This is a genomic window from Variovorax sp. RO1 (assembly GCF_002849325.1).
Classification (GTDB): domain Bacteria; phylum Pseudomonadota; class Gammaproteobacteria; order Burkholderiales; family Burkholderiaceae_C; genus Variovorax.
Genome location: NZ_PKMT01000003.1, coordinates 393,927 through 418,155 on the forward strand (window position 1 = coordinate 393,927; position 24,229 = coordinate 418,155).

Sequence of the window (24,229 nt, forward strand, 5' to 3'; positions counted from 1 at the left end):
GCAGCGCCTTCGGGCGCGTGATTGCTACCAGCGCAGCAGGCGCGGCCCCAGTGCCGCGCCCAGCAGCACCGGCACGGCGATCCCGCTCACGTACCAGACCGCCAGGAACGGCGCCGTGAGTTCGGCGCAGTGCAGCGCGTAGACCGCAGCCCCGATGCCGCCGGCCAGCGCACCCGCCGCGGCACCCGCCAGCGCGGGCCGCGTCGGTGCCAGTCCCCGCAGCGCCACGAGCGTGGCCGCAAATACCGGCAGCGCCATGAGGCCGATGCTCAGCGCACAGATGCGCCACGACTGCCCCATCAGCGACGGCATGCGCTCTTCGATCGGCACTGAGAACCAGACGAACGCCGCCAGCCCCCAGATCCCCAGCACCGGCAGCACCCCGCCCCACCACGCGTGGCGCACCCGCACGCCGGGCCGGGCCAGTCGCTGCACCGTCACGAAGGCCGCCGCCGCGATGCACAGCGGAAACAGCACCTTGACCCAGAACATCGGCCAGAACATCGCCTGCACCAGGTCAGGCCGCAGGCCGTACTCGCCGAACAGGATCACGAAGGACACCGGCAGCGCGGCCAGCACCGCCAGCCCGATGCGCCCACTGGCGCTGCGCCGCGGCACCGCCACGTCGCCGGTGGCCAGCAGATTGACGAGGTCGTCGGTCTTCATGGTGCGGCGCGTCCGAATTTCGCGGCCAGGGCCTTGAGGCCCCGGTGGATGCCGACCTTCACCGCCGACTCCGACATGCCCGTGAGGCTGGCGGTCTCGGCGACCGACAGGCCTTCGATCTTCACGTGCACGATGGGCAGGCGCTGGCGCTCGGGCAGGGTCTGCAGCAGGCCGCCGAGGTCGCGCTTGGCATCGCTGGCGTCGGTGGCCGACGCGGCGAACACGGCCAGGTCGTCGTCCAGCGGGTCATGCAGGTCTTCGCGGACCGACTTGGCGCGCAGCAGATCGATCATCTTGTAGCGCGCAATCGCATGCACCCAGGCCGTCAAGGGCTGGTCGCTCTGGTACGTATGGCGCTGGTTGTGCATGGCGAGCAGGCATTCCTGGACGAGGTCTTCCACTTCATCGGGCCAGCCGAAGAGGCGCTTGCCCAGAAAAGCGCGCAGGTGCGCGCTGAGTTTTTGCAGGAACTCGCGGTACGCGCCGGCGTCGCCGTCGAGCCCGCGAAGGAACAGGCTGCGCAGCGCCGCTTCTGCGTCGCCCCAATCCGTCCTGCGTCCTACAGTGGTTCGTGCCATCCGGCGGGCCGGTTACAGCCGTTGTCAAAAAGATTGCAAGTGATTGTGCCCGCCCCGGCGGGGGCTCCGCTAAGCTGCGCCGATGCTGGCCGGACTCGTCTCGCACCCCTGGGCCTACCCGGCGCTGGAGGCGGTGCACATCGTGGGCATTGCGCTGCTGTTCGGCGGCCTGCTGGTGTTCGAGCTGCGCGCCCTCGGCCTGGGCCGCGAGCTGCCGGCGCCGCTGTTGGCCCGCCTCACATTGCGACCGGCCCTCGTCGGTTTCGGGCTGTGTGCCGTCACCGGACTCACCATGTTCTCCGGCCAACCCGACGAACTGCTGGCGAACAACGCCTTTCGCGTCAAGCTGGGCCTGATCGCGCTGGCCGGCGCCAATGCGGCGCTCTTTCACTTTCGCAGCGGGGTGGCCACCATCGACCGCTTCGGCCAGGCGCAATGCCTTCTCTCGCTGGGGTTTTGGCTCGCTGTCATCATTTGCGGGCGCTGGATTGCCTATGTCTGACCAAGGAGAACGCGATGCTGCATCGACGCATGTTCGTGGCCGGTTCGATCGGCCTGGCCCTGCCCGCCTGGGCCCACCACGGCTGGAGCAGCTTTGACCAGGAGCGCCCGCTGTACGTGGAAGGCCGCGCCACCAAGGTGAGCTGGCGCAATCCGCACGGCGAGCTGGAGATCGAGCTGCCCGAGAACCTCGCGCTGCCGCCCGACCTGAAGCAGCGCGTGTTGCCCAAGCAGAGCGCGACGGTCGACGGCGCGGCGCTGCTGGCCAAGGCGCAACTGCCGACGCGGCGCGACCGCAAGTGGCAGGTCGAGCTGGCCCCGCTCACGCGGCTGCAGGCCTGGGGCGTGGAAGAGATCAAGCCCGGCACGCCCGTGGCGGTGCTCGGCTTCACCTTCACCGGCGAGAAAGGCGACGCGGTGCTGCGCGCCGAGTACCTGTTCGTGCACGGCAAGACCTACGGCCTGCGCTCGTCGCCCGCCTGAACACCCGCGCACCACAGTGCGGCCAGGCCGCGCGGGCCCTCGCTTGCCAGCCGCACAAGTGCTCGGTACATTGCATTTTTTGAGGGCTCCCAATGTCCGTAGATAGCACCGCGATCCCTTCCGCATTGCCGGCTGGCACGGCACCCCACCCTGCGCTGCATCCCTCCACGTCGACAGGCCACATCCGCCTGACCTCGCATGCCGGCGGCTTCGGCGCCCTGCCCATCCAGTGGGGTGCGGCCACCGCCACCGAGCGTGGCCCCGTGGTCGGCACAACCACGAAGCGCGCGCACCGCAACGTCATCGGCACCCACAGCGGTTCGTACAGCGTCTACCGCGCCCTCGCGGTCGCGGCCGGCGCGCTGAAGCGCGAACATAAGGCCGACCTCACCAACACCGCGCCCACCGACATCATCGGCCCCTACCCGCAGTGGAGCGAACCCGGGCGCATCGTCTCGCTCGACCCCTGGGGCGCGCTGGTGGCCGATGTGTTCTCCACCGAACTCGCGGCCGGCTACGACATCCGCCCGACCATCGCGATCACCAAGGCGCATGTGATCCTGCCCGAGGTGATCGAGGCGCTGCAAAGCGGCCGCCTCAAGGCCGACGGCCACTTCCTCACCTCGGGCGGCGCCGCGATGGTGACCAAGGCGGCCATCGAACCCGTGTGGTACCTGCCCGAGGTGGCGCGCCGCTTCGGTTGCTCCGAGACCGACCTGCGCCGCACGCTCTTCGAAGAGACCGGCGGCATGTACCCCGAACTCGTCACGCGCTCCGACCTCGAGGTGTTCCTGCCGCCCATCGGCGGGCAGACGCTCTACATCTTCGGCAACCCGCGCGACCTGGCCAACCCGGACGTGGAGCTCACCGCGCGCATCCACGACGAGTGCAACGGCTCCGACGTGTTCGGCTCCGACATCTGCACCTGCCGCCCCTACCTCACGCACGCCATCGAAGAATGCATCCAGGGCGCGCAGCGTGGCGGCGTGGGCCTCATCGCCTACTCGCGCAAGGAAGGCCGCGCGCTCGGCGAGGTGACCAAGTTCCTCGTCTACAACGCCCGCAAGCGCCAGGTGGGCGGCGACACGGCCGACCAGTATTTCGCGCGCACCGAGTGCGTGGCCGGCGTGCAGGACATGCGCTTCCAGGAACTGATGCCCGACGTCTTCCACTGGCTCGGCATCAAGAAGATCCACCGCCTCGTGTCGATGAGCAACATGAAGTTCGACGCGATCACCGGCTCGGGCATCGAGATCGGCGAGCGCGTGAACATTCCCGACGCACTGATCCCGGCCGACGCCCGCGTCGAGATGGACGCCAAGATGGCGGCCGGCTACTTCACCCCCGGCCCCGTGCCGGACGCAGAGGAACTGAAAAAGGCCAAGGGCCGGGGACTGAGCGAATGAGCCGAAGCACCGACATCAACCTGCCCGCCGATGGTTCCGGCAGCCTGCGCCCCGGCGGCGCGGGCGATGTCGACCCGTCGATCGAATTCACGCCCGACACCGGCCACCCGGCCGGCGCCGCCAGCCTGCTGCGCACCACCGCCGCCATCCGCCAGCGTGCCGGCGCCCTGCTGGCCCGCGCGCGCCGCGGCGAGTCGCAGTGGTTCCGCATCGGCAGCAACGACGCGCTCGAGGACGCGGCGCGCACCGTCGCCGAGGTCACGCGCGAGCGCTATCCGTGGGACACCATCCCGTACCACAGCCGCTGGCGCCACTTCGAAGCCGGCGGCGTCGACCGCCGCCAGCAACTCGACGCGCTGCTCGGCAAGGGCATCGACGCCCGCCAACGCGCCCGCGTCTACATCGACCTCACGGTGGTGAGCGTGCTGCTCGACGCCGGCGCCGGTCCGACCTGGCACTACACCGAATCGGCCACCGGCCTGCGCTTCACGCGCTCCGAAGGCCTGGGCGTCGCGTGCTTCCATGCGTTCACCAGCGGGCTCTTTTCGTCCGACCCGAACCATCCGCTGCAGGTCGATGCCGCCGGCCTGCGCGGCCTCGTGACCGACCGGCTGGGCGATGCCTTCCAGGTGAGCGACGTCAATCCGCTGGTCGGCCTGGCCGGGCGCGCCGTGCTGCTGCGCCGGCTCGGCGAGGCGATGAGCGAGCAGCCCGAGACCTTCGGCGACGACGGCCGACCTGCTGGTCTTTTCGATGCGCTCGTGGCCCCGTTGGGCGCCGCCTCGCCGCCCACGGCCGAGATCACGGCGCACCAGATTTTGTCGCTGCTGCTCGACACCCTCTCGCACATCTGGCCGTCGGCCAACACCATCGACAGCCTGGCGGCCGACGGCAGCGACAACGTGGGCGGCACCGGCGACCCGGCCTTTGCGCTGGGCGACTGCTGGCGCCACAGCGCCGTCACCGGCCCTGGGCTCACCAACGGCTGGATGCCGTTCCACAAGCTGTCGCAATGGCTCACGTACTCGCTGCTCGAACCTTTCGAATGGGCCGGCGTGAAGGTGCGGCATCTCGACGCGCTCACCGCCCTGCCCGAGTACCGCAACGGCGGCCTGCTGATCGACAGCGGTGTGATCGTGCCGCGCGAGGCGGCCTTTCTCACCCGCCGCTGGAAGGCGGGCGACGAGTTCATCGTCGAATGGCGCGCCCTCACCGTGGCGCTGTTGGACGAAATCGCGCCGCGCGTGCGCAAGGTGCTCGACCGCACCGCGGAAGAGCTGCCCCTGGCCTGCGTGCTCGAAGGCGGCACCTGGGCCGCGGGCCGGGTGCTGGCACAGCGTTTGCGAGACGGTGCACCACCGCTGCTGATCGAGAGCGACGGCACCGTCTTCTAGTCTTTTAGACTCTCCTGTTTTCCGCAACGGCACACCAAAAGAAGACTCCAATGAGCAACGTCCACCTCGTCGACCACCCCCTCGTCCAGCACAAGCTCACGCTGATGCGCCGCAAGGACGCCTCCACCAACAGCTTCCGCCGGCTCCTGAACGAAATCAGCATGCTGATGGCCTACGAGGTCACGCGCGACATGCCGATGCAGGACATCGAGGTCGAGACCCCGCTGGAGACCATGCAGGCCAAGGTCATCGACGGCAAGAAGGTGGTGCTGGTGTCGATCCTGCGGGCCGGCACCGGCATCCTGGACGGCATGCTCACGGTGGTGCCGGGCGCGCGCGTCGGCCACATCGGCCTGTACCGCGACCCCAAGACGCTCACGGCCGTCGAGTACTACTTCAAGATGCCCGGCGAGATGGACAGCCGCGACGTGATCGTGGTCGACCCGATGCTGGCCACCGGCAATTCGGCCGTGGCCGCGGTCGAACGGTTGAAAGAGCTCAACCCCAAGTCGATCAAGTTTGTCTGCCTGCTGACCTGCCCCGAAGGCATCGCGACCATGCAGAAGGCCCACCCCGACGTGCCGATCTACACCGCCGCCATCGACCGCGAGCTGGACAGCCACGGCTACATCCTGCCGGGCCTCGGCGACGCCGGCGACCGCATCTTCGGCACGAAATAGGCTCGCCCCCAGGCTTCGCGCACTTCGTGTCGCTTCGCCAACCCCCTACCGGGGGCAACACCTGAGGCCCGGCAAAGCCGGTTCCTCGGTGTTTGCTGGAAGGGAGCCCGCCGCTAGGGCGGGCTCTGTTGGGTGGGCATGGGGATTGCAGCGCTGGTTTCTTTCATTTCAATCGAGGAGAAGACCGTGACAGCACGCCGTCAGTTGATCGTTCGTTCCATCGCCGTTGCCGCAGCCCTTGCGGCGGGCGCCCCGGGCCTTGCGCTCGCGCAGGCCAAGCTCAAGGTGGCGGCCGTGTACACGGTGCCTTTCGAGCAGCAATGGGTGGGCCGCATCCACAAGGCGCTGAAAGCGGCCGAGGCACGTGGGGAGATCGAATACAAGGCGACCGAGAACGTGAGCAATGCCGACTACGAGCGCGTGATGCGCGAGTACGCGACGGGCGGCAACCAGCTGATCCTGGGTGAGGTGTTCGGCGTGGAAGCGGCGGCGCGCAAGGTCGCGAAAGATTTCCCCAAGGTGGCGTTCCTCATGGGTTCGTCGCTGAAGCCGCAGGCGCCGAACTTCTCGGTGTTCGACAACTACATCCAGGAACCGGCGTACCTGAGCGGCATGGTCGCGGGCGGCATGACCAAGAGCAACCGCATCGGCATGGTGGGCGGCTTCCCGATTCCCGAAGTCAATCGCCTCATGAACGCCTTCATGGCGGGCGCGAAGGAAACGAATCCGAAGGTGGAGTTCAGCGTGAGCTTCATCAACAGCTGGTTCGACCCGCCGAAGGCCAAGGAAGCGGCCTTCGCGATGATCGACAAGGGTGCGGACATCATGTACGCCGAGCGCTTCGGCGTGTCGGATGCGGCCAAGGAAAAGGGCAAGCTCGCCATCGGCAACGTGATCGACACGCAGGCCCAGTACCCCGACACGGTGATCGCCTCGGCGCTGTGGAACTTCGAGCCTTCGGCCGACCGCGCGATCAAGCTCGTGAAGGAAGGCAAGTTCGCCGCCGAAGACTACGGCGTGTACTCGCACATGAAGCACAAGGGCTCCGAACTCGCGCCGCTGGGCACCTTCGAGAAGAAGGTGCCGGCCGACATCGCGGCCAAGGTGAAGGCCAAGCAGGCCGACATCCTGGCCGGCAAGTTCACCGTGAAGGTGGACGATGCGCAGCCGAAGTCGACCGCGAAATAAAACAAGAAAAACAGGGAGTTGCTGGAACCTATGAAGCGTGCGCGATGGCAGACCGCAATCCATGGTGTGGCCGTCGCGGCGTTGGCCGCCGCGCTCGCCGCCTGTCAACCTGAGCCGGCGGCAATAACCCCGGCGGCGGTGCCTGCCTCCGCCGCCTCGGCACCGGCTGCCATTGCGCCGCCTGTGGTCGCGGCACCGGTCGGCATTCCGGCCGCGCTGCAGACGCGTGCCGACGCCCTGCTCGCCGCGCACCGCCAGATGATCGTGCTGATGACCGGCGAACGTGCGCTCGACGCGGCCGAGAAGCGCGCCGTCAGCGCCGTGGGGCAGCAGCTCTTTCACGAGATGCAGGAGCGCCAGCAGGCGCTGATCGCCCAGGCCGACAACACGACAGACCCGGCCACGGTGGCGGGACTGAACGCGCTGCTCGACCGCATCGAAAGCGAGCCGAGCTGGTTCGACGCCGACCGGCTGGCGTTCAAGGAATTCCTGGGCGAGCTGAGCACGCGCTACAGCCAGGCGCAGTCGCTGTCCGGGCTCAAGCTCGGCCGCCGCGCCAGCGAAGACCTGGCCGTGCTCGCCGAGATCGAGCAGGCCTACGACCGCGAACTGAAGGACGTGTTCGGGCGCTTTGCGCAGCGCGGCATCGAGCCCAAGCGTGAGAAGTGGGCCGACTACGTCGCCAAGCTGCAGGGCCTGTATTCACGCGAGCAGATCCTCAAAGACTTCGGCGCGATCGTTCCCTACACGCAGCCCCCGGGCGGTGCCAAGGAAAAGGAAAGCGCCGACGCCCGCGAGATCTTCGGCACCTCGCTGCCCGCCAAGACCGTGGTGCTGACCTTCGACGACGGCCCGCACGCCAGGCACACCGACGAAATCCTCGAGATATTGAAGCGCTACGACGCGCCCGCCATCTTCTTCCAGCTCGGCCGCAACCTGGGCAAGCTCGACGCACAGGGCAAGGCGCAGCTCAACGCCAACGGCGCGACGGCCAAGCGCGTGCTGGCGGCCGGCCACGTGCTCGCCAACCACAGCTTCAGCCACGGCATGATGGCCAAGATGACCGATGACGCGGTGCGCGTCGAAGCCAGCGAAACCGAAACGCTGCTCGACGCCACCGGCCGGCCGCAGTCCACGCTCTTTCGCTTTCCCTACGGCGCGCGCAACGAAGCCAAGCTGAGCACGGTCGAGGCGCTCAAGCTGCGCTCGATGATGTGGACCGTCGACTCCATGGACTGGGCCGACCCCGTGCCCAAGTCGATCGCCGACCGCGTGCTGTCCGAGGTCGACAAGGCCAAGCGCGGCGTCATCCTGTTCCACGACATCCAGGGCCGCACCGTGCAGGCCCTGCCCACGGTGCTCGACCAGCTGGTGGCCGACGGCTACCGCTTCGCCACCTGGCGCGACGGCAAGTTCGTGGTCAGCGCGTCGAAAAAGGCGGCGCCCGACGACGGCGTGGCCGCCACCTCGGGCGACACGCTCTACCGCGAAAGCCACGCGCTGGTGATCGGCATCGACAAGTACGCCAAGTGGCCCGGCCTGCACCACGCCGTGCCCGACGCCAAGGCGATGGAGCAAATCCTCGTCACGCGCTTCGGCTTCAAGCCCGAGAACGTCACGGCGCTGTACGACGACCAGGCGACGCGCGCCAACATCCTGCGCGCGCTGAATGAAAAGCTGACCGACGGCAAGCGCGTGAAGCGCGACGACCGCGTGCTGGTGTTCTTTGCCGGCCATGGCAGCACCCGCAAGCTCGCGAGCGGGCGCGACGTCGGCTACATCGTGCCGGTCGATGCCGCGCTCGACAACCTGCCGTCCGACGCCATCTCGATGCCGCAGCTGCAAGAGGTGGCCGAGGCGCTGTCGGCCAAGCATGTGCTGTTCCTCGTGGACGCCTGCTACTCCGGCCTGGGCCTCACGCGCGGCGGCGCCTCGCAGGGCAACAAGAACTTCCTGACCGACAACGCGCGCCGCATCGGCCGCCAGATGCTCACCGCCGGCGGCGCCGACCAGCAGGTGGCCGACGACGGCCCCGGCGGCCACTCGGTCTTCACCTGGACGATGCTGCAGGCACTGTCGGGCAAGGCCGACCTGAACGGCGACAGCGTCATCACCGGCACCGAACTCGCGGCCTACGTGGCGCCGGCGGTCTCGGCCATCGCGCGGCAGACGCCGGCCTTCGGCAGCCTGCCGGGCTCGGAGGGCGGCGAGTTCGTGTTCGCGCTGCCCGTCGAGCGCGAAGGCCTCAGCGGCGACAGCCTGCAGCTCGACGCCGCCGCGAGCCAGGTGAACAAACGCATCGACCAGGCCAACGAGCAGGCCGTGCACGCCGCCGCAGCACCGAAGGCGACCAAGACGACCAAGGCCGGCCCGGCCGCCGTTGAAGTGGTGGTGAAGAACCTCGAAGGCGCCGACACCAAGCTGACCATGCCGGCCGCCGCGCCGCTCACGCCCCGCGTGGCCGCCCAGCGCGCCAACGACCGCGGCCTGCAGCTGTACCGCGAGCGCCGCTACGACGAGGCCGAAGCCGCCTTCACCGAGGCGCTGAAGCTGCAGCCGCGCTTTGCGCTGGCGGCCAACAACCTCGGCTTCGTGTACTTCAAGCGCGGCAAGCCGGTCGAGGCCGCGCGCTGGTTCGAGCAGGCCATCGACATGGACGGCAGCCGCGCCCTCGCCTACCTGAACCTGGGCGACGCGCACCTGCAGGCCGGCAACGATGCCAAGGCGCTCGCCGCCTACACCACCTTCGTCGGCCTGGCACCGAAGCACGCGCGCGTTGCCGCGCTGCAGGCCTGGATCGCCACGCCCGACGCCGAACACCGCCCCGCACTCCAGCCTCCCAACTCATGATGACGACGATGACGAACACTTACTCGCTTCTCCAGCGCCTGCGCACCCCGCTCCTGGCCGCCGCGCTCGGCCTCGTGCTGACGGGCTGCGTCGGCGTCTACAAGTCGTCGGACGTCGTCAGCATCAACAGCAGCACGCGGCTGGACGACACACCGCGCCTGGCCGTGATCTCGGCCTTCGAGCCTGAACTCAAGCTGCTGCTGACGCGGCTGCAAGGTCCTAAAAAACACAGCGTGAACGGCGTCGAGTTCACTACCGGCACGCTCGAAGGCAAGCCGGTCGTGCTGTTCCTCTCGGGCATCAGCATGACGAACGCGACCATGAACACACAGCTCGTGCTCAACCGCTTTCGCATCACCGGCATCGTGTTCAGCGGCATCGCGGGCGGCGTGAACCCGTCGCTGCATGTGGGCGACGTGACGGTGCCAGCCCAGTGGGGCCAGTACCTCGAAGTGCTCATGGCGCGCGAAACCGCGCCCGGCAAGTACAGCGCGCCGCCCTTCATCACCGACGCCACGCTGCCCAACTACGGCATGAATTTCCCGCGCCCGGTCGAGGTGCGCTCGGCGGCCAAGCCGGGCATCGAACGCAAGTTCTGGTTCGCGGCCGATCCGAAGATGCTCGAGGTGGCGCGCAGCATCCGCAACGTCGAGCTGGCGAACTGCGGCGCCGGCAAGTGCCTGCCGCGCAAGCCGCAGCTGGTGGTCGGCGGCAACGGCGTGTCAGGCCAGGCCTTCATGGACAACAAGGCCTACCGCGAATACACCTACAAGACCTTTCAGGCCAACGTGCTCGACATGGAAACCGCCGCCGTGGGCATGGTCGCCTACAGCAACGGCGTGCCCTACATCGCCTTCCGCTCGCTCAGCGACCTCGCGGGCGGCGGCGACGGCGAGAACGAGATGGGCACCTTCATGAGCATCGCGGCCGACAACTCGGCCAAGGTCATGCTGGCGTTCCTGGCCGCCTGGAAGTGACGGTGGCGCCCGAGCGGCCTCTTCGTCTTGTCTTGCTGCCGGGCATGGACGGCACCGGCGATCTCTTCGCGCCATTGACGCAAGCCCTGGGGCCGCACGCCGCCATCGACGTCGTGCGCTACCCGGGCCGGCAAGTGTTGGGTTACGACGAACTCGAACCGCTGGTGCGCGCGCAGCTGCCCACGCAGCAGCCCTTCGTGCTGCTCGGCGAATCGTTTTCCGGGCCGCTGGCCATTTCCATCGCGGCCTCGCGCCCGCCGGGCTTGCAAGGCCTCATCCTGTGTTGCAGCTTCGCGCGCCGGCCCGCGCCCGGACTGACTTTGATGCGCGCGGGCCTGCTCGATCTGTCGATGCGCCTGCTGCATTCGAAGCTCATGCGCGCGCCGATGCGGCACCTGCTGCTGGGCGGCTCGTCGGCGCCGCATCTGTCGGACATGCTCCAGGCCTCGCTGAAGCAGGTGTCGGTCGCCGTCATGACCCGCCGCATGAAGGAAGTGCAGCGCGTCGACGTGCGCGACAAGCTGCCGCTGGTGCGTGTGCCGGCGATGTACCTGCAGGCGCTGCAAGACCGCGTGGTGCCGCGCGGTGCGGCAAGAGCCATCCAACGCGGGCTGTCGGCGCTGCGCCTGGTGCAGCTCGACGGTCCGCACGGCCTGCTGCAGGCCTCGCCCGTTGCCTCCGCCCGGGCCATCGAAAATTTCTGCCGCGGTCTGCCGCCGCTATCTGTGCCCCCATGAACCCCACCGTGCTTCGCCTCCAGGGCATCACCAAGCGTTTCGGCCCCCTCGTGGCCAACGACGCCATCTCCCTCGACCTGCAGGCCGGCGAAGTGCTCGCACTGCTCGGCGAGAACGGCGCCGGCAAGTCGACGCTGATGTCGATCCTGTTCGGCCACTACGTCGCCGACGAAGGCCGCATCGAAGTGTTCGGCGCCCCGCTGCCGCCGGGCAATCCCAAGGCGGCACTGGCGGCGGGCGTGGGCATGGTGCACCAGCACTTCACGCTGGCCGACAACCTCAGCGTGCTCGACAACGTGATGATGGGCACCGAGCCGCTATGGCGCCCGCGCTCGCGCCGTGCGGCCGCCCGTGCGCGGCTGCTCGAGGTTGCCCAGCGCTTCGGCCTGCCGGTGCAGCCCGACGCGACCATCGGCCGCCTCTCGGTCGGCGAGCGCCAGCGCGTGGAAATTCTCAAGGCGCTGTACCGCGGCGCGCGCATCCTGATCCTCGACGAGCCGACGGCCGTGCTCACGCCGCAGGAGAGCGAGGCGCTGTTCGCCACGCTCGCACAGATGGTGGCGCAGGGCCTGTCGGTGATCTTCATCAGCCACAAGCTCGGCGAGGTGCTGCGGGTGTCGCAGCGCATCGCGGTGCTGCGCGGCGGCAAGCTCGTGGCCGAGGCGTGCACGGCCGACACCACGCAGGCGCAGCTCGCGCTGTGGATGGTCGGCCATGCGGTCGAGGCGCCGCAGCGCCGGCCTGCCAAGTCGGTGGGCGACGCGGTCTGCGTGCTCGACCATGTGAGCACCGCATCGGCGAAAGACGGTGGACAAGACCGGCTGCGCGAGGTGTCGCTCACGCTGCGCGCCGGCGAAATCACCGCCATCGCGGGCGTCTCGGGCAACGGCCAGGTCGCACTCGCCGAGCTGCTGAGCGGCACGCGCCGCGCCGTCTCCGGTACCGCGCAATTCATGGGCCGCGCGCTGCCGCCCTCGCCGGCCCGGCTGGTGCAGCGCGGCGTGGCGCGCATCCCGGAAGACCGCCACGCGGTCGGCGTGGTCGGCGACCTGCCGGTGTGGGAGAACGCCGTGTCCGAGCGGCTGCGCAGCCCGGTGTTTTCGCGCTGGGCGTTCATCGTGCGGCGTGCCGCCGCGCGGCTGCATGCCCGGCGCATCGAAAAAGCCTTCGACGTGCGCGGTGCCGGCCTCATGGCGCCGGCCCGTTCGCTGTCGGGCGGCAACATGCAGAAACTGATCCTGGGGCGGGCGCTGCTGGCACCCGAGCCAATGGAACAAGACACCGACAACAAGAAATACCCGAACCGCGCACCGCGCCTCATCGTCGCGCACCAGCCGACCTGGGGCCTGGACATCGGCGCGGTCGCCTACGTGCAGCAGCAGCTCATAGCCGCGCGCGATGCCGGCGCGGCCGTGCTGGTGATCTCGGACGACCTCGACGAAGTGCTCGCGCTCGGCGACCGCGTGGCCGTGATGCACGGCGGCCACCTCGGCGAGGCGCGCCCGGCCGCGGCCTGGACGCGCGAGGCCATCGGCCTGGCGATGGCCGGCGCCACGGCGCCGCAACGCCCGGGAGCCGCCGCATGATGCGCCTCGAACGACGCCACGAAAGCTCGCGCGTCGCGCTGGTGCTGGCCCCCATCGGCGCGGTCGTGTTCACGCTGCTGGTGAGCGCGCTGCTCGTGCGCTGGGCCGGCGCGCCGGTCGGACGCACCTACGCGCTGCTGCTGCAGGGCGGCTTCGGCTCGGTGTTCGCGTGGAGCGAAACGCTGACGCGGGCGATTCCGCTGATCCTCACCGGCCTGGCCGCCACCGTCGCATTCAAGGCGCGGCTCTTCAACATCGGCGCCGAAGGGCAGCTGTTCGCGGGCGCGCTCGCCGCCGTGGCCGTGGGCGGCATGCACGGCGGTACCGGCTTCGCGCTGTCGCCGTGGCTGCTGTTCCCGCTGATGATGCTGGCCGCAGCGGTGGCCGGCGCGCTGATGCTGCTGGGCCCCGCGCTCATGAAGAACAAGCTCGGCGTCGACGAGGTCGTGACCACGCTGCTCATCAACTTCATCGTGCTGCTGGGCGTGTCGGCGCTGCTCGACGGGCCGATGAAAGACCCGACGGCCATGGGCTGGCCGCAGAGCGTGTCGCTGCAGCCCGACCTCGAACTGGGCAAGCTGATCGCGCAGACGCGCGTGCACACCGGGCTGCTCTGGGCCGTGTCGCTCGCGGTCTGCGTGTGGGCGATCTTCAAATACACGGTGCTGGGCTTCGACATCCGCGCGGTCGGTGCGAATGCCCGCGCCGCCGCCTTCGCCGGCGTGCCGGTGACGCGCACCGTGGTCATGGTCGCGCTGCTCTCTGGCGCGCTGGCCGGGCTGGCCGGCGCCATCGAGGTGGCGGGCCGCACGAGCTACGTCACGCTCGACATGTCGCCGGGCTACGGCTACACCGGCATCGTGATCGCGATGCTCGCAGGCCTGCATCCGCTGGGCGTGATCGCCGCCGGCGTGTTCGTGGCCGGCGTGCTGGTCGGCGCCGACACCATGAGCCGCGCCGTGGGCGTGCCGACCTACATCGCCGACGTGATCGTCGCGGCCTCGCTGATCGCGGTGCTGGTGGCGACGCTGCTGACGCAGTACCGCGTGCGGGTGACGAAATGACGGCGCCCGTGATTTCGGTCTTGCCCCTTCCCCTCCCGGGGGAAGGCTGGGATGGGGGCATCGGCTCCCAAAGCGAGCGCCGCGTGCCCCCACCCCGGCCCACCCCCGGAAGGGGAGGGAGAAACTCTCCATGACCGATCTTCTCGACATTCTTTCCAACCCCGCCTTCTGGGTCGCGGTGCTGCGCATCGCCACGCCGCTCATCCTCGGCACGCTGGGCGTGCTGCTGTGCGAACGCGCGGGCGTGCTCAACCTCGGCATCGAAGGGATCATGGTCGCGGGCGCTTTCACCGGATGGCTCGCGGTGTATGCCGGCGCGCCGCTGTGGGCGGGCATCGGCGTGGCAGCGCTCACGGGCATGGTGTTCGGTTTGCTGCACGCCTTTTTGACCGTCGGGCTCGCGCTGTCGCAGCACGTCTCGGGGCTGGGCATCACGCTGCTGGCCACGGCGCTGAGCTACTTCGGCTACCGCGTGAGCTTTCCGAAGGTGAACACGCCGCCGACCATCACGCCCTTCGCGCCGATGGACTGGCTGCCCGTGCCCATCCTCAATGCGCAGACCGCGCTCACGCTGTTCGCGCTGCTGCTGGTGCCGGCGGTGGCCTGGGTGCTGTACCGCACGCCGCTCGGCCTGGCGCTGCGCATGGTCGGCGAGAACCCGCAGGCGGCCGAGAGCCAGGGCGTGTCGGTCGCGGCAACGCGCACCGGTGCCATCGTGGCGGGTTCGGCGCTGATGGGCGTGGCGGGCGCGTTCCTCACGCTGTCGGCCTTCAACGCCTTCTTCTTCAACATGGTGAACGGGCGGGGATGGATCTGCGTGGCGCTGGTGGTGTTCGCGTCGTGGCGGCCCGGCAAGGCCCTGCTCGGCGCGCTGCTGTTCGCGTTCTTCGACGCGCTGCAGCTGCGGCTGCAACAATCGGGCGATGCCGTGCTGCCTTACCAGCTGTACCTGATGCTGCCCTACCTGCTGTCGATCCTGGCGCTGGTGCTGGTGGCCCGCAAGGCCAGCTATCCGCAGGCGCTGATGAAACCCTATCGCAAGGGGGAACGCTGACATGCCGATGACGCTGCACCGCCTCCGTCGCCTGCTGGCCGCCGCGCTGCTCGCCACGGCCGGCAGCGGCGCCCATGCACTCGGTGCCGACTATGGCGCCGAGCGCTTCGCCACCCACGACGCCGTCACCTGGGTGCAGACCTGCGGCACCTGGGGCCCCGACCACCACGGCACCTACCGCGTGATCCACGCCGAAGCCTTCGCCCAGTCGTTCCTCTACGTGCAGTGGATGGCGCGCGGCGAGACCGACCGCAACTACAGCCTGTACGCCGTGCACACCACCGCCATCGCCGAGCTCGACAACGACCACGCGGAGATTTCACTGAGCGACCTCACCTGCCGCGCCACGCCGCGCGGCATCGTGGTAACCGCCAAGGCCGACGCGGGCCACGGCGACAAGCTGCGCCGCGTGACCATCGAGGTCGGGCCGGCGCCCGGACAGTACCGGTTTCGAGCACAGCGCACCCGCTGAGCGTCCCTCAAGAAGACACCCCACCGATGCTCGACCTCCTCATCACCAACGCCACCCTCCCCGACGGCCGCACCGGCATGTCGGTTGCCGTGCAGGACGGCCGCATCGCCGAGGTCACGCCCGGCCTTGCCGCGCCCGCGCATGAAACGCTCGACGCCCAGGGCCTGCTGCTCACGCCGCATTTCGTCGACCCGCACTTCCACATGGACGCCACGCTGAGCTACGGCCAGCCGCGCGTCAACCAGAGCGGCACGCTGCTCGAAGGCATCGCGTTGTGGGGCGAGCTCAAGCCGCTGCTCACGGCCGATGCGCTCATCGAGCGCGCGCTCGCGTACTGCGACTGGGCCGTGGCCAAGGGCCTGCTGGCGATCCGTTCGCACGTGGACACCAGCGACCCCAGCCTGCTCGCGGTCGATGCGCTGCTCGAGGTGAAGCGCCAGGTGGCGCCTTACATCGACCTGCAGCTGGTCGCGTTTCCACAAGACGGCGTGCTGCGCTCGCCGGGTGGCCTCGACAACCTCACGCGCGCGCTCGACAAGGGCGTGGACGTGGTCGGCGGCATTCCGCATTTCGAGCGCACCATGGCCGACGGTGCCGCCAGCGTGAAGCTGCTGTGCGAGCTGGCCGCCGAGCGCGGCAAGCTGGTCGACATGCACTGCGACGAGTCGGACGACCCGCTCTCCCGCCACATCGAGACCCTGGCCGCCGAGACGCTGCGCTTGGGCCTGCAAGGCCGCGTGACGGGTTCGCACTGCACGTCGATGCACTCGATGGACAACTACTACGTGAGCAAGCTGCTGCCGCTCATGGCCGAAAGCGGCGTGAGCGTGGTGTCGAACCCGCTCATCAACATCACGCTGCAGGGCCGCCACGACAGCTACCCCAAGCGCCGCGGCATGACGCGCGTGCCCGAGCTGCTGGCGGCCGGCGTCAACGTCGCCTTCGGCCACGACTGCGTGATGGACCCGTGGTACGGCATGGGCTCGGGCGACATGCTCGAGGTGGCCCACATGGGACTGCACGTGGCGCAGATGACCGGCCAGGCCGGCATCCACCAGTGCTTCGAGGCCGTGACCACGCGCGCGGCGCGCGTGATGCACCTGGACGGCTACGGCCTGGAGGCCGGCTGCGACGCCAGCTTCGTGCTGCTGCAGGCACGCGATCCGGTCGAGGCCATCCGCCTGCGCGCGACGCGGCTCAAGGTGTTCCGCAAGGGCCGGCTGCTGGCCGAGACGCCCGCGGCCACCGCCGCGCTGCACCTGCCGGGACGCGGGGACCGCACGCGCTGGATGCTCGGCGAACATTGAGTCGAAGGAGTCCCGACATGAGCGCCCCACCCCTGCTGCGCACGCTGTTCCAGTACCACGCGTGGGCCAACGACGAACTGCTGGACCGCATGGCCAGCCTCGACCCCGTGCAGCACGCGGATGCCCGCCATGCCGCGATCCGCGTGGTCAACCATGCGCATGTGGTGAACCGGATCTTCGCGGGCCATCTCACGGGCACGCCGCACGGCTTCACCGACGACAACACGCCCGAAACACCCGCGCTGCCCGACCTGCGCGCGGCCGTGGCCGAGTCCGACCGCTGGTACCTGGCGTATCTCGACACGCTCACGCCGGCACTGCTGGCCGAATCGGTACCCTTCGTTTTCACCGATGGTGACAAGGGCTGCATGACGCGCGAAGAGATGCTGGCGCACGTCGTGACGCACAACGGCTACCACCGGGGTGAAGCCGGCCGCTTGCTTGCCCAATGCGCGGTGCGCCCGCCGCGCGACACGCTGGCGGTGCACCTGCACCGCAGCGATCCCTCGCGCCGCGAACGCGGCTGAATCAGGCAGCGTGGGTCGTGACGACGGTCATCTCGACCTCGACCGTCGCATTCTTCGGCAGCGCATAGACGCCGACCGCCGTGCGCACATGCACGCCGGCCTCGCCGAACACGCGGTGCAGCAGGTCGGACGCGGCATCGGCCACCTCGCTCTGCTGTGTGAAGTCGGCCGTGCACTGCACGAACACGCCGACGCGCAGCACCTTCTCGACCGCATCGAGCGAACCGAGCGCCCGGCGCAGCAGCGCGAGGCTGCGCAGCGCGCAGATCTGGGCGCCTTCGCGCGCGGTGTCGAGCGACACCGCATCGCCCACGCGGCCGGTGACGACCACGGTGGTGCCCACGCGCGGCACCTGGCCGCTGAGATAGACGGTGCGGCCGTCGCGCACCAGCGGCACGTAGTGGCCGCCGGCCAGAATCTCGCCGTCGAAGCTGTGGCCCAACTCGGCGGCGATGTGGTCAGCGATCTGGTCGCGGCTGTGTGGTTCTGTCATCGGATGTCCAGGAAAACGGGCCTCGATTGTCGCCAACCGGTCCCGCGCGAACAGAGACAGATCGGCCCCGCCGGAGGCAGAACAGTTCAGCCTTCGAACGCCAGGAACACCCGCCCGCCCTCGATCTTCACCGGATAGGTGCGCAGGTCTTCCGTGAGGGGCGCGCACATGGCCTTGCCGCTGCGCACGTCGAAGCGGCCCTGGTGCAGCGGGCATTCGATCTCGTGGCCTTCGAGAAACCCATCGCACAGCCGCGCATGGCCGTGCGTGCAGATGTTGTCGGTGGCGTGGATGCCGTCGTCGGTGCCAAACAGCGCGATGTCGCGCCCCTGCACCTCGATGCCGATCACGTCGTCGGCGGGAACGTCATCGACCGCCGCGGCGTCGACCCAGGTCATCGTGCTCATCGTGTGCTCCCTTCTTTTTCAATCGGGCTTGAGGCCTGCGCGGTCGATCACCGGCTTCCAGCGGCGCAGTTCCTCGTCCATGAACTTCGACAGGCCTTCGGGCGTGCTGCCCACGGGATCGAAGTACGCGGTCTGCAGGCGCTTGACCGTGTCGGGGTCTTTCAGCGTGGCCGCGATCTCACGGCTCATGCGCTGCACCACGTCGTTCGGGGTGCCCTTGGGCGCCATGTAGGCGAACCACGGCACCGCCTGGATGTCGGGCAGGCCCGATTCACGCAGCGTGGGCAGGTCGGGCAGCAGCGCCGAACGCTCGGCCGAAGTGACGGCCAGCGCCTTGATGCGGCCGGCCTTGGCCTGCGGCATCACCGTGACCGGCGGCAGGCAGGCGTACTGCACATCGCCCTGCACGATGGCGGTCACGGCCTGGCCCGACGACGCGTACGGAATGTGCACCGCGAACGACTGCGTCTTGGCCTTGATGAGTTCCACGCCCAGGTGCGAGATCGAGCCGTTGCCGGTCGAGGCGAAGTTGAACTTGCCGGGGTTCTTCTTCATCGCGGCGAGCCAGCCCTTGACCGAATCGACGCCCATCGAATTCGAGACCGCGCAGACGTTCGGCGTGGTCGCGGCCAGCGACACGGGCATGAGGTCCTTGAACGGGTCGTACGGCAGGTTCTTGTAGAGGATGGTGTTGTAGACCAGCGGCGCATTCACCGACAGCAGGAAGGTGTAGCCGTCGGGCTGCGCCTTCGAGACCATGTCGGTGCCGCTGTTGCCGCCCGCGCCGGGCTTGTTCTCGACGATGAGGGGCTGGCCGATGCGCGCCGCGAGCTTGTCGTTGACGATGCGCGCGAGGATGTCGGGCGACGAGCCCGCCGCGAACGGCACGACGATGCGCACCGGGCGTTGCGGCCAGTCCTGCGCATGGGCGGCCGCGGCCATCGCCACCGCAGTGAAGGCGACGAAAAGGCGTGCGCGCGTCATGGCTGCACCTCCACATCGGCCATGCCCAGGTGGTCCTGCTGCTCGCGCGCGATGAAGCCCGCGATGAGCGCGCGATAGGCGGCCTCGACCACCTCCGGGTAGGCGCCCTCCTTCTCGGCCAGCGCCTTCACCTTGTCGATCACTTCCTGCTGGCGCTGCGGCGCCGAGACCTGGAAGGCATCGCGCTTGAAGCGCGCCGCGTCTTTCACATAACGGCCGCGCTCGGCCAGCAGCGCGACGATCTGGCGGTCGAGCCGGTCGATGTTCTCGCGCACCTCGGCGAGGTTGGCGCACAGCGGCACGTAGGCCGGGTCGGTGAAGCGGCGCAGGGGCGCACCGTGGGTCTCTGGTTCTTTTTCTGGCATGGCTGCGTTTCAGATGGGGTAAATGATGGAGTTCGGGATCATTTCGCTGTCGAACACACACAGGCGCGACGCGAACTTCAAGCCCTCAGGGGTCTGCACGACCTTGTCGATGTAGCGCCCGACATTGAACACGGTCGACGGCCCGTCGAGCTTGGTGCGGAACACCGCGTAGTTGGCCTCGCTGTGAATGGCGCCGTCGTCGTCGATGCGGTGCACCAGCGGCAGGCCCACCACGTGGCGCTGGTAGTACGGGTCGTGGAACAGCGTCTCCTTGATGCCGTAGACGCGGTCTTCGAGCATGCCGCGGCTCTCGAACGAGAGCGTGGCCAGCGGCAGGCCGCGCTCGTGGTTCTCGCGCGGCTGCAGGCGGTAGCTGCACGCTTCGGTGAAGAACGCGGGCCACAGGTCCCAGTCGCCCGAATCGACGGCGTGCGCATACGCCGCGTACAGACGCGACAGGTCGAGGTAGGTGGAGGTGTCGAGCGTGTTCATGCGGCCTCCATCACCTCGCGCCAGTAGCGGTACATGCCGCGGATCAGCGTCTCGGTCACCATGTGGTCGGTGTTCTCCACCTCGCGCCCGCCGAGTTCGGCCAGCGTGCGGTGAAACGGCTTCTGCTCGAAGCCTTCCTGCGAGAACTCGATCACCTCACCGTCGTCGGCCGACACGAAGCCCGCAGGGCCGAACAGGTTGGCCTGGCGCAGGCGGCGCTGCGTCATCTCGGGCGTGTCGTCCTCGAAGCCGAAGTGCGTCCAGACGAAATCGAAGGCGTCGTGGCCCACGGGCTGGATGTGGCGCGTCGACACGCTGTTGACCTGCTGCTGCAGGATGAGGCTGGGGAACAGCGTCATCATCACCGCCGTCGGTCCACCCCACCAGGGCTCAGGCACGATGTCCAGAAAGCGCGGGTCTTTGAGCTGCATGCTCTCCTTGAAGCTCGACACCTGCGTCACCTGCGCGGCTTTGCCGGCGCTGCCGCGCGTGGAGATCATCGCGGCGTGTCGGCCGCGCGCGTCCATCTTCAGCTCCGACTTGTTGTCGGCGCGCCAGAGCCCGAAGGTCACGAACCAGGTGTGCAGCAGGCCCGGGTGGTACGGGTCCTTGATGTTCTCCTGCATGAGCTTCCAGTTGCCCGGAATGCGCTGGCGGCTGTAGCCCAGGATGGTGAGCTTGCGGCCGTCGAACAGGCGGTCGAAGTAGTGAAGGATGTCGGGGCCGAGAAAGTCTTCGAACGACTCGATGTCGTGGTCGAACGACGCAAACACCACGCCCCCGCGCGAGGCCACCTTGAGCTTCGTGAGCCCGTGGTCCTCGGTCTTGAAGTCGGCCGGCATGCCGCCGTGCACCTTGCCGTCCTGCTTCACGCCGCGGCGGAACGGCACGCCCTGCAGGTCGCCCTTCAGCGTGTAGTTCCACTGGTGGTAGGGGCAGACGAACTCTTTCTTGTTGCCATGGCGCTCGCGGCAGAACTGCATGCCGCGGTGGGCGCAGACGTTCTCGAACACATGAATGGCGCCGGCCTCGTCGCGCGACAGGATGACCGAGCGCTCCCCGATGGCAGTGCGCTTGAAGTCGCCCGGGTTCGGGATCTCGGCCTCCAGGCCGACGTAGCACCAGTGCTTGTCGTAGAAGAAGCGCTGCAGCTCCTTCTTGTGCAGCGCCTCGTCGGTGTAGGCCATGAAGGGAATGCGGCTGGTCTTTTCGCTCTCCCAGCGCAGTTCGATGGGGAAGACGGCTTGCGTGGTCATCGGGTCTCCTTTTCTTTTGTCGGGTCTTCAGGTGCCTTGCAGGTAGAAGGCATCGGCATGCGTCTGCTCGGGCGCCAGGCCGTGCGCCTGCACCAGCCGGCTCGCGGCTTCCACCATCGGCGGCGAGCCGCAGAGGTAGGCGCGCCAGCCGTCGAGCCCCGCAGGCAGGTCGGCGCGGATCGCGTCGGTGATGAGCCCCAGCCGCTGGCCGTCGCGCGCAGGCCCGGCGACCACCACCACGTGCACCTTCAGGAGCGGGTGCTGCGCCTGCAGTTCGCGCAGCTCGGGCAGGCCGTACACGTCGGCGTCGGACCGCACGCCGAGGTAGAGATGGATCGGCTGCATCAGCCCCGCCGCGACCGCGCCGCGCACGATCGACAGGATGGGCGCGAGCCCCGTGCCGCCCGCCGCGCAGAGCATCGGCCCACGGTGCTTGGTGCGCAGATAGGCGGTGCCCAGCGGGCCGCTCACGCGCACGGTGTCGCCCACGCGCAGCCGTTCGAAGATGTGGGCGGTGACGCGGCCGCCTGGCACGCGGCGCACATGAAACTCCAGCTCCGCGTCGCGGCTCAGCCCGGCCATCGAATACGGCCGCGCCAGCTCGGGGCCGAACTGCAGCTGCGCGTACTGCCCCGGCGAGAACTCCAGCGGCTTGTTGGGCTTGAGGCGCAGGCGGCGGATGTCGTGCGTGAGCACGTCGATGCCCGTCACCGTGGCCTTGAGCACCCGCGCCGGGTGCACCACCACCTCGTCGGGCTCGGGAATCTCGATGGTGCAGCTTTCGGTCAGCGTGCTCTGGCAGGCCAGCACGTAGCGCTCGCCCTGCCCGTCGGGCCGGATCGCGTTCTGGCCGCCGTCGAGCAGCTGGCCCGACACCACCTTGCAGCGGCAGGTGCCGCAGCGTCCCGACATGCAGCTGTACGACACCGGCACCTGGTGCTCGCGCAGCACCTCGAGCAGGTTCGCGCCGGGGCGGACCTCGAGGGTGCGGGCAAGGGGGCGAATGTGCAGGTCCATCGTCGGGCTCTCTTTTTGGCGCCGGCGGCGGGGCCGGCTTGTCTCTGGGAACAGATGATGCGCGGCGCTTGAAAATTGACCAATAGAATCTGGTGAATCGGCTGTATCACTAGCGTGAATAAAGGTGCGCCATGCAACTCAAGGACATCGACCTCAACCTGCTGCTGGTGTTTGACCGCATGCTGGCCGAGAAGCGTGTGTCGGCCGTGGCCGCATCGCTGGGCCTCTCGCAGCCGGCCATCAGCAACGCGCTGGCGCGCCTGCGCAAGCTGCTGGGCGACGAGCTTTTTCTGCGCACCGCGCGCGGCATGGAGCCCACGCCCTTCGCGCTGCAGCTGGCCGAGCCGGTGGCCTACGCCATGGGCGCGCTGCACACGGCGCTCAACCAGCAGGTGGTGTTCGACCCCGCCACGAGCACGCGCAGCTTCACGCTCGCGATGACCGACATCGGCGAGATCTATTTCACGCCGCGGCTCATGGAAACGCTCTCGGCCGCCGCGCCGGGCGTGACCATCAGCACGCTGCGCAACAACACCGCGACCAACCTGCGCGACGAGCTGGAGGCCGGCCAGGTCGACATTGCCATCGGCCTGCTGCCGCAGCTCAAATCGGGCGTATTCCAGCGCCGGCTGTTCCTGCAGCGTTATGTGTGCCTGTTCTCCGGCGCGCATCCGCTGGCGCGCAAGCGCAGCGTGTCACTGAAAGACTTCAGCGCGGCCGACCACGTGCAGGTGCAGGCCGCCGGCACGGGCCACGGCAAGGCCGACGACGTGATGGCGGCGCAAGGCATCCAGCGCCGCATCCGGCTCAAGGTGCCGCACTTCGTGGCCATCGGCCACATCCTGCAGTCGAGCGAAATGATCGCGACCGTGCCCGAGCGCCTGGCCCGCAGCATCGCCGAGCCTTTCGGCCTGGTGTGGCGACCGCACCCGGTGGCGCTGCCGCAGATCGCGATCAACCTGTTCTGGCACGCGAAGGTGCACCGCGACCCAGGCAACCAGTGGCTGCGCGGGCTGCTGTTCGACACCTTCGCGGACGACGACGGCGCTTAGGCGGCCACCGCGGCGGGCCAGCGGCCCAGCACCTCGTGCACGCCCTCGCCCACGTGGCTGTCGATGAGCACCAGTGAATGGGCGGTCCACTGCACGGGCGCTTCGAGGGCGTGCTTCTCGAGCTTGCGCCGCGCATAGGCGACGGTCATGTGCGGCGTGAACGTGCGCGACGGCTTCAGGCCGACATCGGCCAGCGCCTCGCCCAGGCGTTGCCTGAATTCCCGCAACGCCGCGACGTTGGCTTCGTCGTCGGCGCACAGCACCAACGCGCCCTTGGCGTAGCTCATGGATTTTTCGAAAACGACATCGAGTGCCGGCACGCGCACTGCGGCGGCGGCATTCGACGCCTGGACCACCTTGTCGGCCGGCACCTGTTCGTGGTCGCCGAGGTCGAACAGCGTGACATGCAGGCGCTGCGCCTCGACCACCGTGCCCTTCAGGGCGTGTTGAGAGTTCATGCGCTCGCCGAGCGCGGCGATCGTCGCGGCGTCTTGGGTGTCGGGAAGCAGTGCGAAGAAAAGCGAGTGCGGCAGCGGCGCCTTGCGAGGTGCCTTGGTGCCGCGCGGTCGCGGCAGGGGCCGCGGCGGGGGATCGATTCCGGGAAGAAGAAGCTGGGCTGACATGCCTCGATCATCGCCCATGGCAAGGGGGCTTCATGAGACCTTCAGCAAACGCGAAGCTCGCCTTCAGCTT

General features: G+C 68.8%; 26 protein-coding genes. 16 read left to right on the top strand and 10 right to left on the bottom strand.

Going from position 1 to position 24,229, the window contains the following annotated elements:
• Window positions 1-24 precede the first annotated feature (24 nt).
• Together CY658_RS18750 and CY658_RS18755 are read right to left on the bottom strand one after the other, a co-directional pair.
• A complete protein-coding gene (locus tag CY658_RS18750) occupies window positions 25-666 on the bottom strand; it encodes an NrsF family protein (protein WP_101491638.1) in 642 nt (213 codons plus the stop codon).
• A complete protein-coding gene (locus CY658_RS18755; protein WP_101491639.1) occupies window positions 663-1,244 on the bottom strand; it encodes a sigma-70 family RNA polymerase sigma factor in 582 nt (193 codons plus the stop codon). The genes CY658_RS18750 and CY658_RS18755 overlap by 4 nt, the downstream gene beginning before the upstream one ends.
• A gap of 82 nt (window positions 1,245-1,326) precedes the next feature.
• On the opposite strand from CY658_RS18755, the gene CY658_RS18760 reads away from it, so the two are divergent.
• The 15 genes from CY658_RS18760 to CY658_RS18830 all read left to right on the top strand — a co-directional run bounded on the left by CY658_RS18760 (window position 1,327) and on the right by CY658_RS18830 (window position 17,470).
• A complete protein-coding gene (locus tag CY658_RS18760) occupies window positions 1,327-1,746 on the top strand; it encodes a hypothetical protein (RefSeq protein ID WP_101491640.1) in 420 nt (139 codons plus the stop codon).
• Between the two features lie 14 nt (window positions 1,747-1,760).
• Window positions 1,761-2,228, top strand: coding sequence for a DUF6152 family protein (locus tag CY658_RS18765; RefSeq protein ID WP_101491641.1), 468 nt, complete (start codon window positions 1,761-1,763; stop codon window positions 2,226-2,228).
• Window positions 2,229-2,320: 92 nt separating this feature from the next.
• Entirely contained in the window at window positions 2,321-3,634 is a 1,314-nt protein-coding gene (locus tag CY658_RS18770; RefSeq protein ID WP_219589600.1) for a GTP cyclohydrolase II, read from the top strand.
• The gene (locus CY658_RS18775; protein WP_101491643.1) at window positions 3,631-5,028 is read left to right on the top strand and encodes a URC4/urg3 family protein; all 1,398 of its coding nucleotides are present in this window, start codon (window positions 3,631-3,633) and stop codon (window positions 5,026-5,028) included. Before CY658_RS18770 ends, CY658_RS18775 begins: the two co-directional genes overlap by 4 nt.
• Before the next feature lie 50 nt (window positions 5,029-5,078).
• The gene (gene upp, locus CY658_RS18780; RefSeq protein ID WP_101491644.1) at window positions 5,079-5,708 is read left to right on the top strand and encodes a uracil phosphoribosyltransferase; all 630 of its coding nucleotides are present in this window, start codon (window positions 5,079-5,081) and stop codon (window positions 5,706-5,708) included.
• Window positions 5,709-5,894: 186 nt separating this feature from the next.
• A complete protein-coding gene (locus CY658_RS18785) occupies window positions 5,895-6,896 on the top strand; it encodes a BMP family protein (RefSeq protein ID WP_099789226.1) in 1,002 nt (333 codons plus the stop codon).
• Window positions 6,897-7,034: 138 nt separating this feature from the next.
• Window positions 7,035-9,746, top strand: a complete 2,712-nt coding sequence (locus tag CY658_RS18790) for a polysaccharide deacetylase family protein (protein WP_257884920.1) — start codon at window positions 7,035-7,037, stop codon at window positions 9,744-9,746.
• 8 nt (window positions 9,747-9,754) lie between these two features.
• Entirely contained in the window at window positions 9,755-10,723 is a 969-nt protein-coding gene (locus CY658_RS18795) for a 5'-methylthioadenosine/S-adenosylhomocysteine nucleosidase (protein WP_180838985.1), read from the top strand.
• Window positions 10,724-10,767: 44 nt separating this feature from the next.
• Window positions 10,768-11,460 (top strand): alpha/beta fold hydrolase, encoded by a 693-nt coding sequence (locus tag CY658_RS18800; protein ID WP_257884921.1) that lies wholly within the window; start codon window positions 10,768-10,770, stop codon window positions 11,458-11,460.
• The gene (locus CY658_RS18805) at window positions 11,457-13,046 is read left to right on the top strand and encodes an ABC transporter ATP-binding protein (protein ID WP_101491647.1); all 1,590 of its coding nucleotides are present in this window, start codon (window positions 11,457-11,459) and stop codon (window positions 13,044-13,046) included. Before CY658_RS18800 ends, CY658_RS18805 begins: the two co-directional genes overlap by 4 nt.
• Window positions 13,046-14,110, top strand: a complete 1,065-nt coding sequence (locus CY658_RS18810) for an ABC transporter permease (protein ID WP_180839002.1) — start codon at window positions 13,046-13,048, stop codon at window positions 14,108-14,110. Before CY658_RS18805 ends, CY658_RS18810 begins: the two co-directional genes overlap by 1 nt.
• A gap of 130 nt (window positions 14,111-14,240) precedes the next feature.
• On the top strand, window positions 14,241-15,164 hold the full coding sequence (locus CY658_RS18815; RefSeq protein ID WP_101491649.1) for an ABC transporter permease: 924 nt from the start codon (window positions 14,241-14,243) through the stop codon (window positions 15,162-15,164).
• A gap of 1 nt (window position 15,165) precedes the next feature.
• Window positions 15,166-15,636 (top strand): hypothetical protein, encoded by a 471-nt coding sequence (locus tag CY658_RS18820; RefSeq protein WP_257884922.1) that lies wholly within the window; start codon window positions 15,166-15,168, stop codon window positions 15,634-15,636.
• Window positions 15,637-15,662: 26 nt separating this feature from the next.
• On the top strand, window positions 15,663-16,943 hold the full coding sequence (locus CY658_RS18825; RefSeq protein ID WP_101491650.1) for an amidohydrolase family protein: 1,281 nt from the start codon (window positions 15,663-15,665) through the stop codon (window positions 16,941-16,943).
• 17 nt (window positions 16,944-16,960) lie between these two features.
• Window positions 16,961-17,470: a DinB family protein gene (locus CY658_RS18830; RefSeq protein ID WP_101491651.1), complete on the top strand. Its 510-nt coding sequence runs from the start codon at window positions 16,961-16,963 to the stop codon at window positions 17,468-17,470.
• A gap of 1 nt (window position 17,471) precedes the next feature.
• On the opposite strand, the gene CY658_RS18835 is transcribed toward CY658_RS18830, so the two are convergent.
• The 7 genes from CY658_RS18835 to CY658_RS18865 form a co-directional block, all read right to left on the bottom strand.
• Window positions 17,472-17,963, bottom strand: coding sequence for a RidA family protein (locus tag CY658_RS18835; protein WP_101491652.1), 492 nt, complete (start codon window positions 17,961-17,963; stop codon window positions 17,472-17,474).
• Between the two features lie 86 nt (window positions 17,964-18,049).
• The gene (locus tag CY658_RS18840) at window positions 18,050-18,370 is read right to left on the bottom strand and encodes a non-heme iron oxygenase ferredoxin subunit (RefSeq protein ID WP_101491653.1); all 321 of its coding nucleotides are present in this window, start codon (window positions 18,368-18,370) and stop codon (window positions 18,050-18,052) included.
• 18 nt (window positions 18,371-18,388) lie between these two features.
• Window positions 18,389-19,354 (bottom strand): Bug family tripartite tricarboxylate transporter substrate binding protein, encoded by a 966-nt coding sequence (locus CY658_RS18845; RefSeq protein ID WP_101491654.1) that lies wholly within the window; start codon window positions 19,352-19,354, stop codon window positions 18,389-18,391.
• Entirely contained in the window at window positions 19,351-19,719 is a 369-nt protein-coding gene (locus tag CY658_RS18850; RefSeq protein ID WP_101491655.1) for a chorismate mutase, read from the bottom strand. The genes CY658_RS18845 and CY658_RS18850 overlap by 4 nt, the downstream gene beginning before the upstream one ends.
• Before the next feature lie 9 nt (window positions 19,720-19,728).
• Window positions 19,729-20,211 (bottom strand): aromatic-ring-hydroxylating dioxygenase subunit beta, encoded by a 483-nt coding sequence (locus CY658_RS18855; protein WP_101491656.1) that lies wholly within the window; start codon window positions 20,209-20,211, stop codon window positions 19,729-19,731.
• Complete coding sequence (locus CY658_RS18860; RefSeq protein WP_099789246.1) at window positions 20,208-21,467, bottom strand: aromatic ring-hydroxylating dioxygenase subunit alpha; 1,260 nt, start codon at window positions 21,465-21,467, stop codon at window positions 20,208-20,210. Before CY658_RS18860 ends, CY658_RS18855 begins: the two co-directional genes overlap by 4 nt.
• A gap of 27 nt (window positions 21,468-21,494) precedes the next feature.
• Entirely contained in the window at window positions 21,495-22,484 is a 990-nt protein-coding gene (locus tag CY658_RS18865) for a 2Fe-2S iron-sulfur cluster-binding protein (protein ID WP_101491657.1), read from the bottom strand.
• 131 nt (window positions 22,485-22,615) lie between these two features.
• On the opposite strand from CY658_RS18865, the gene CY658_RS18870 reads away from it, so the two are divergent.
• On the top strand, window positions 22,616-23,536 hold the full coding sequence (locus CY658_RS18870) for a LysR family transcriptional regulator (protein ID WP_101491658.1): 921 nt from the start codon (window positions 22,616-22,618) through the stop codon (window positions 23,534-23,536).
• Here the strand turns inward: CY658_RS18870 and CY658_RS18875 are convergent.
• Window positions 23,533-24,177, bottom strand: a complete 645-nt coding sequence (locus CY658_RS18875) for a 2'-5' RNA ligase family protein (RefSeq protein ID WP_308217213.1) — start codon at window positions 24,175-24,177, stop codon at window positions 23,533-23,535. The genes CY658_RS18870 and CY658_RS18875 overlap by 4 nt on opposite strands.
• Window positions 24,178-24,229: the final 52 nt, after the last annotated feature.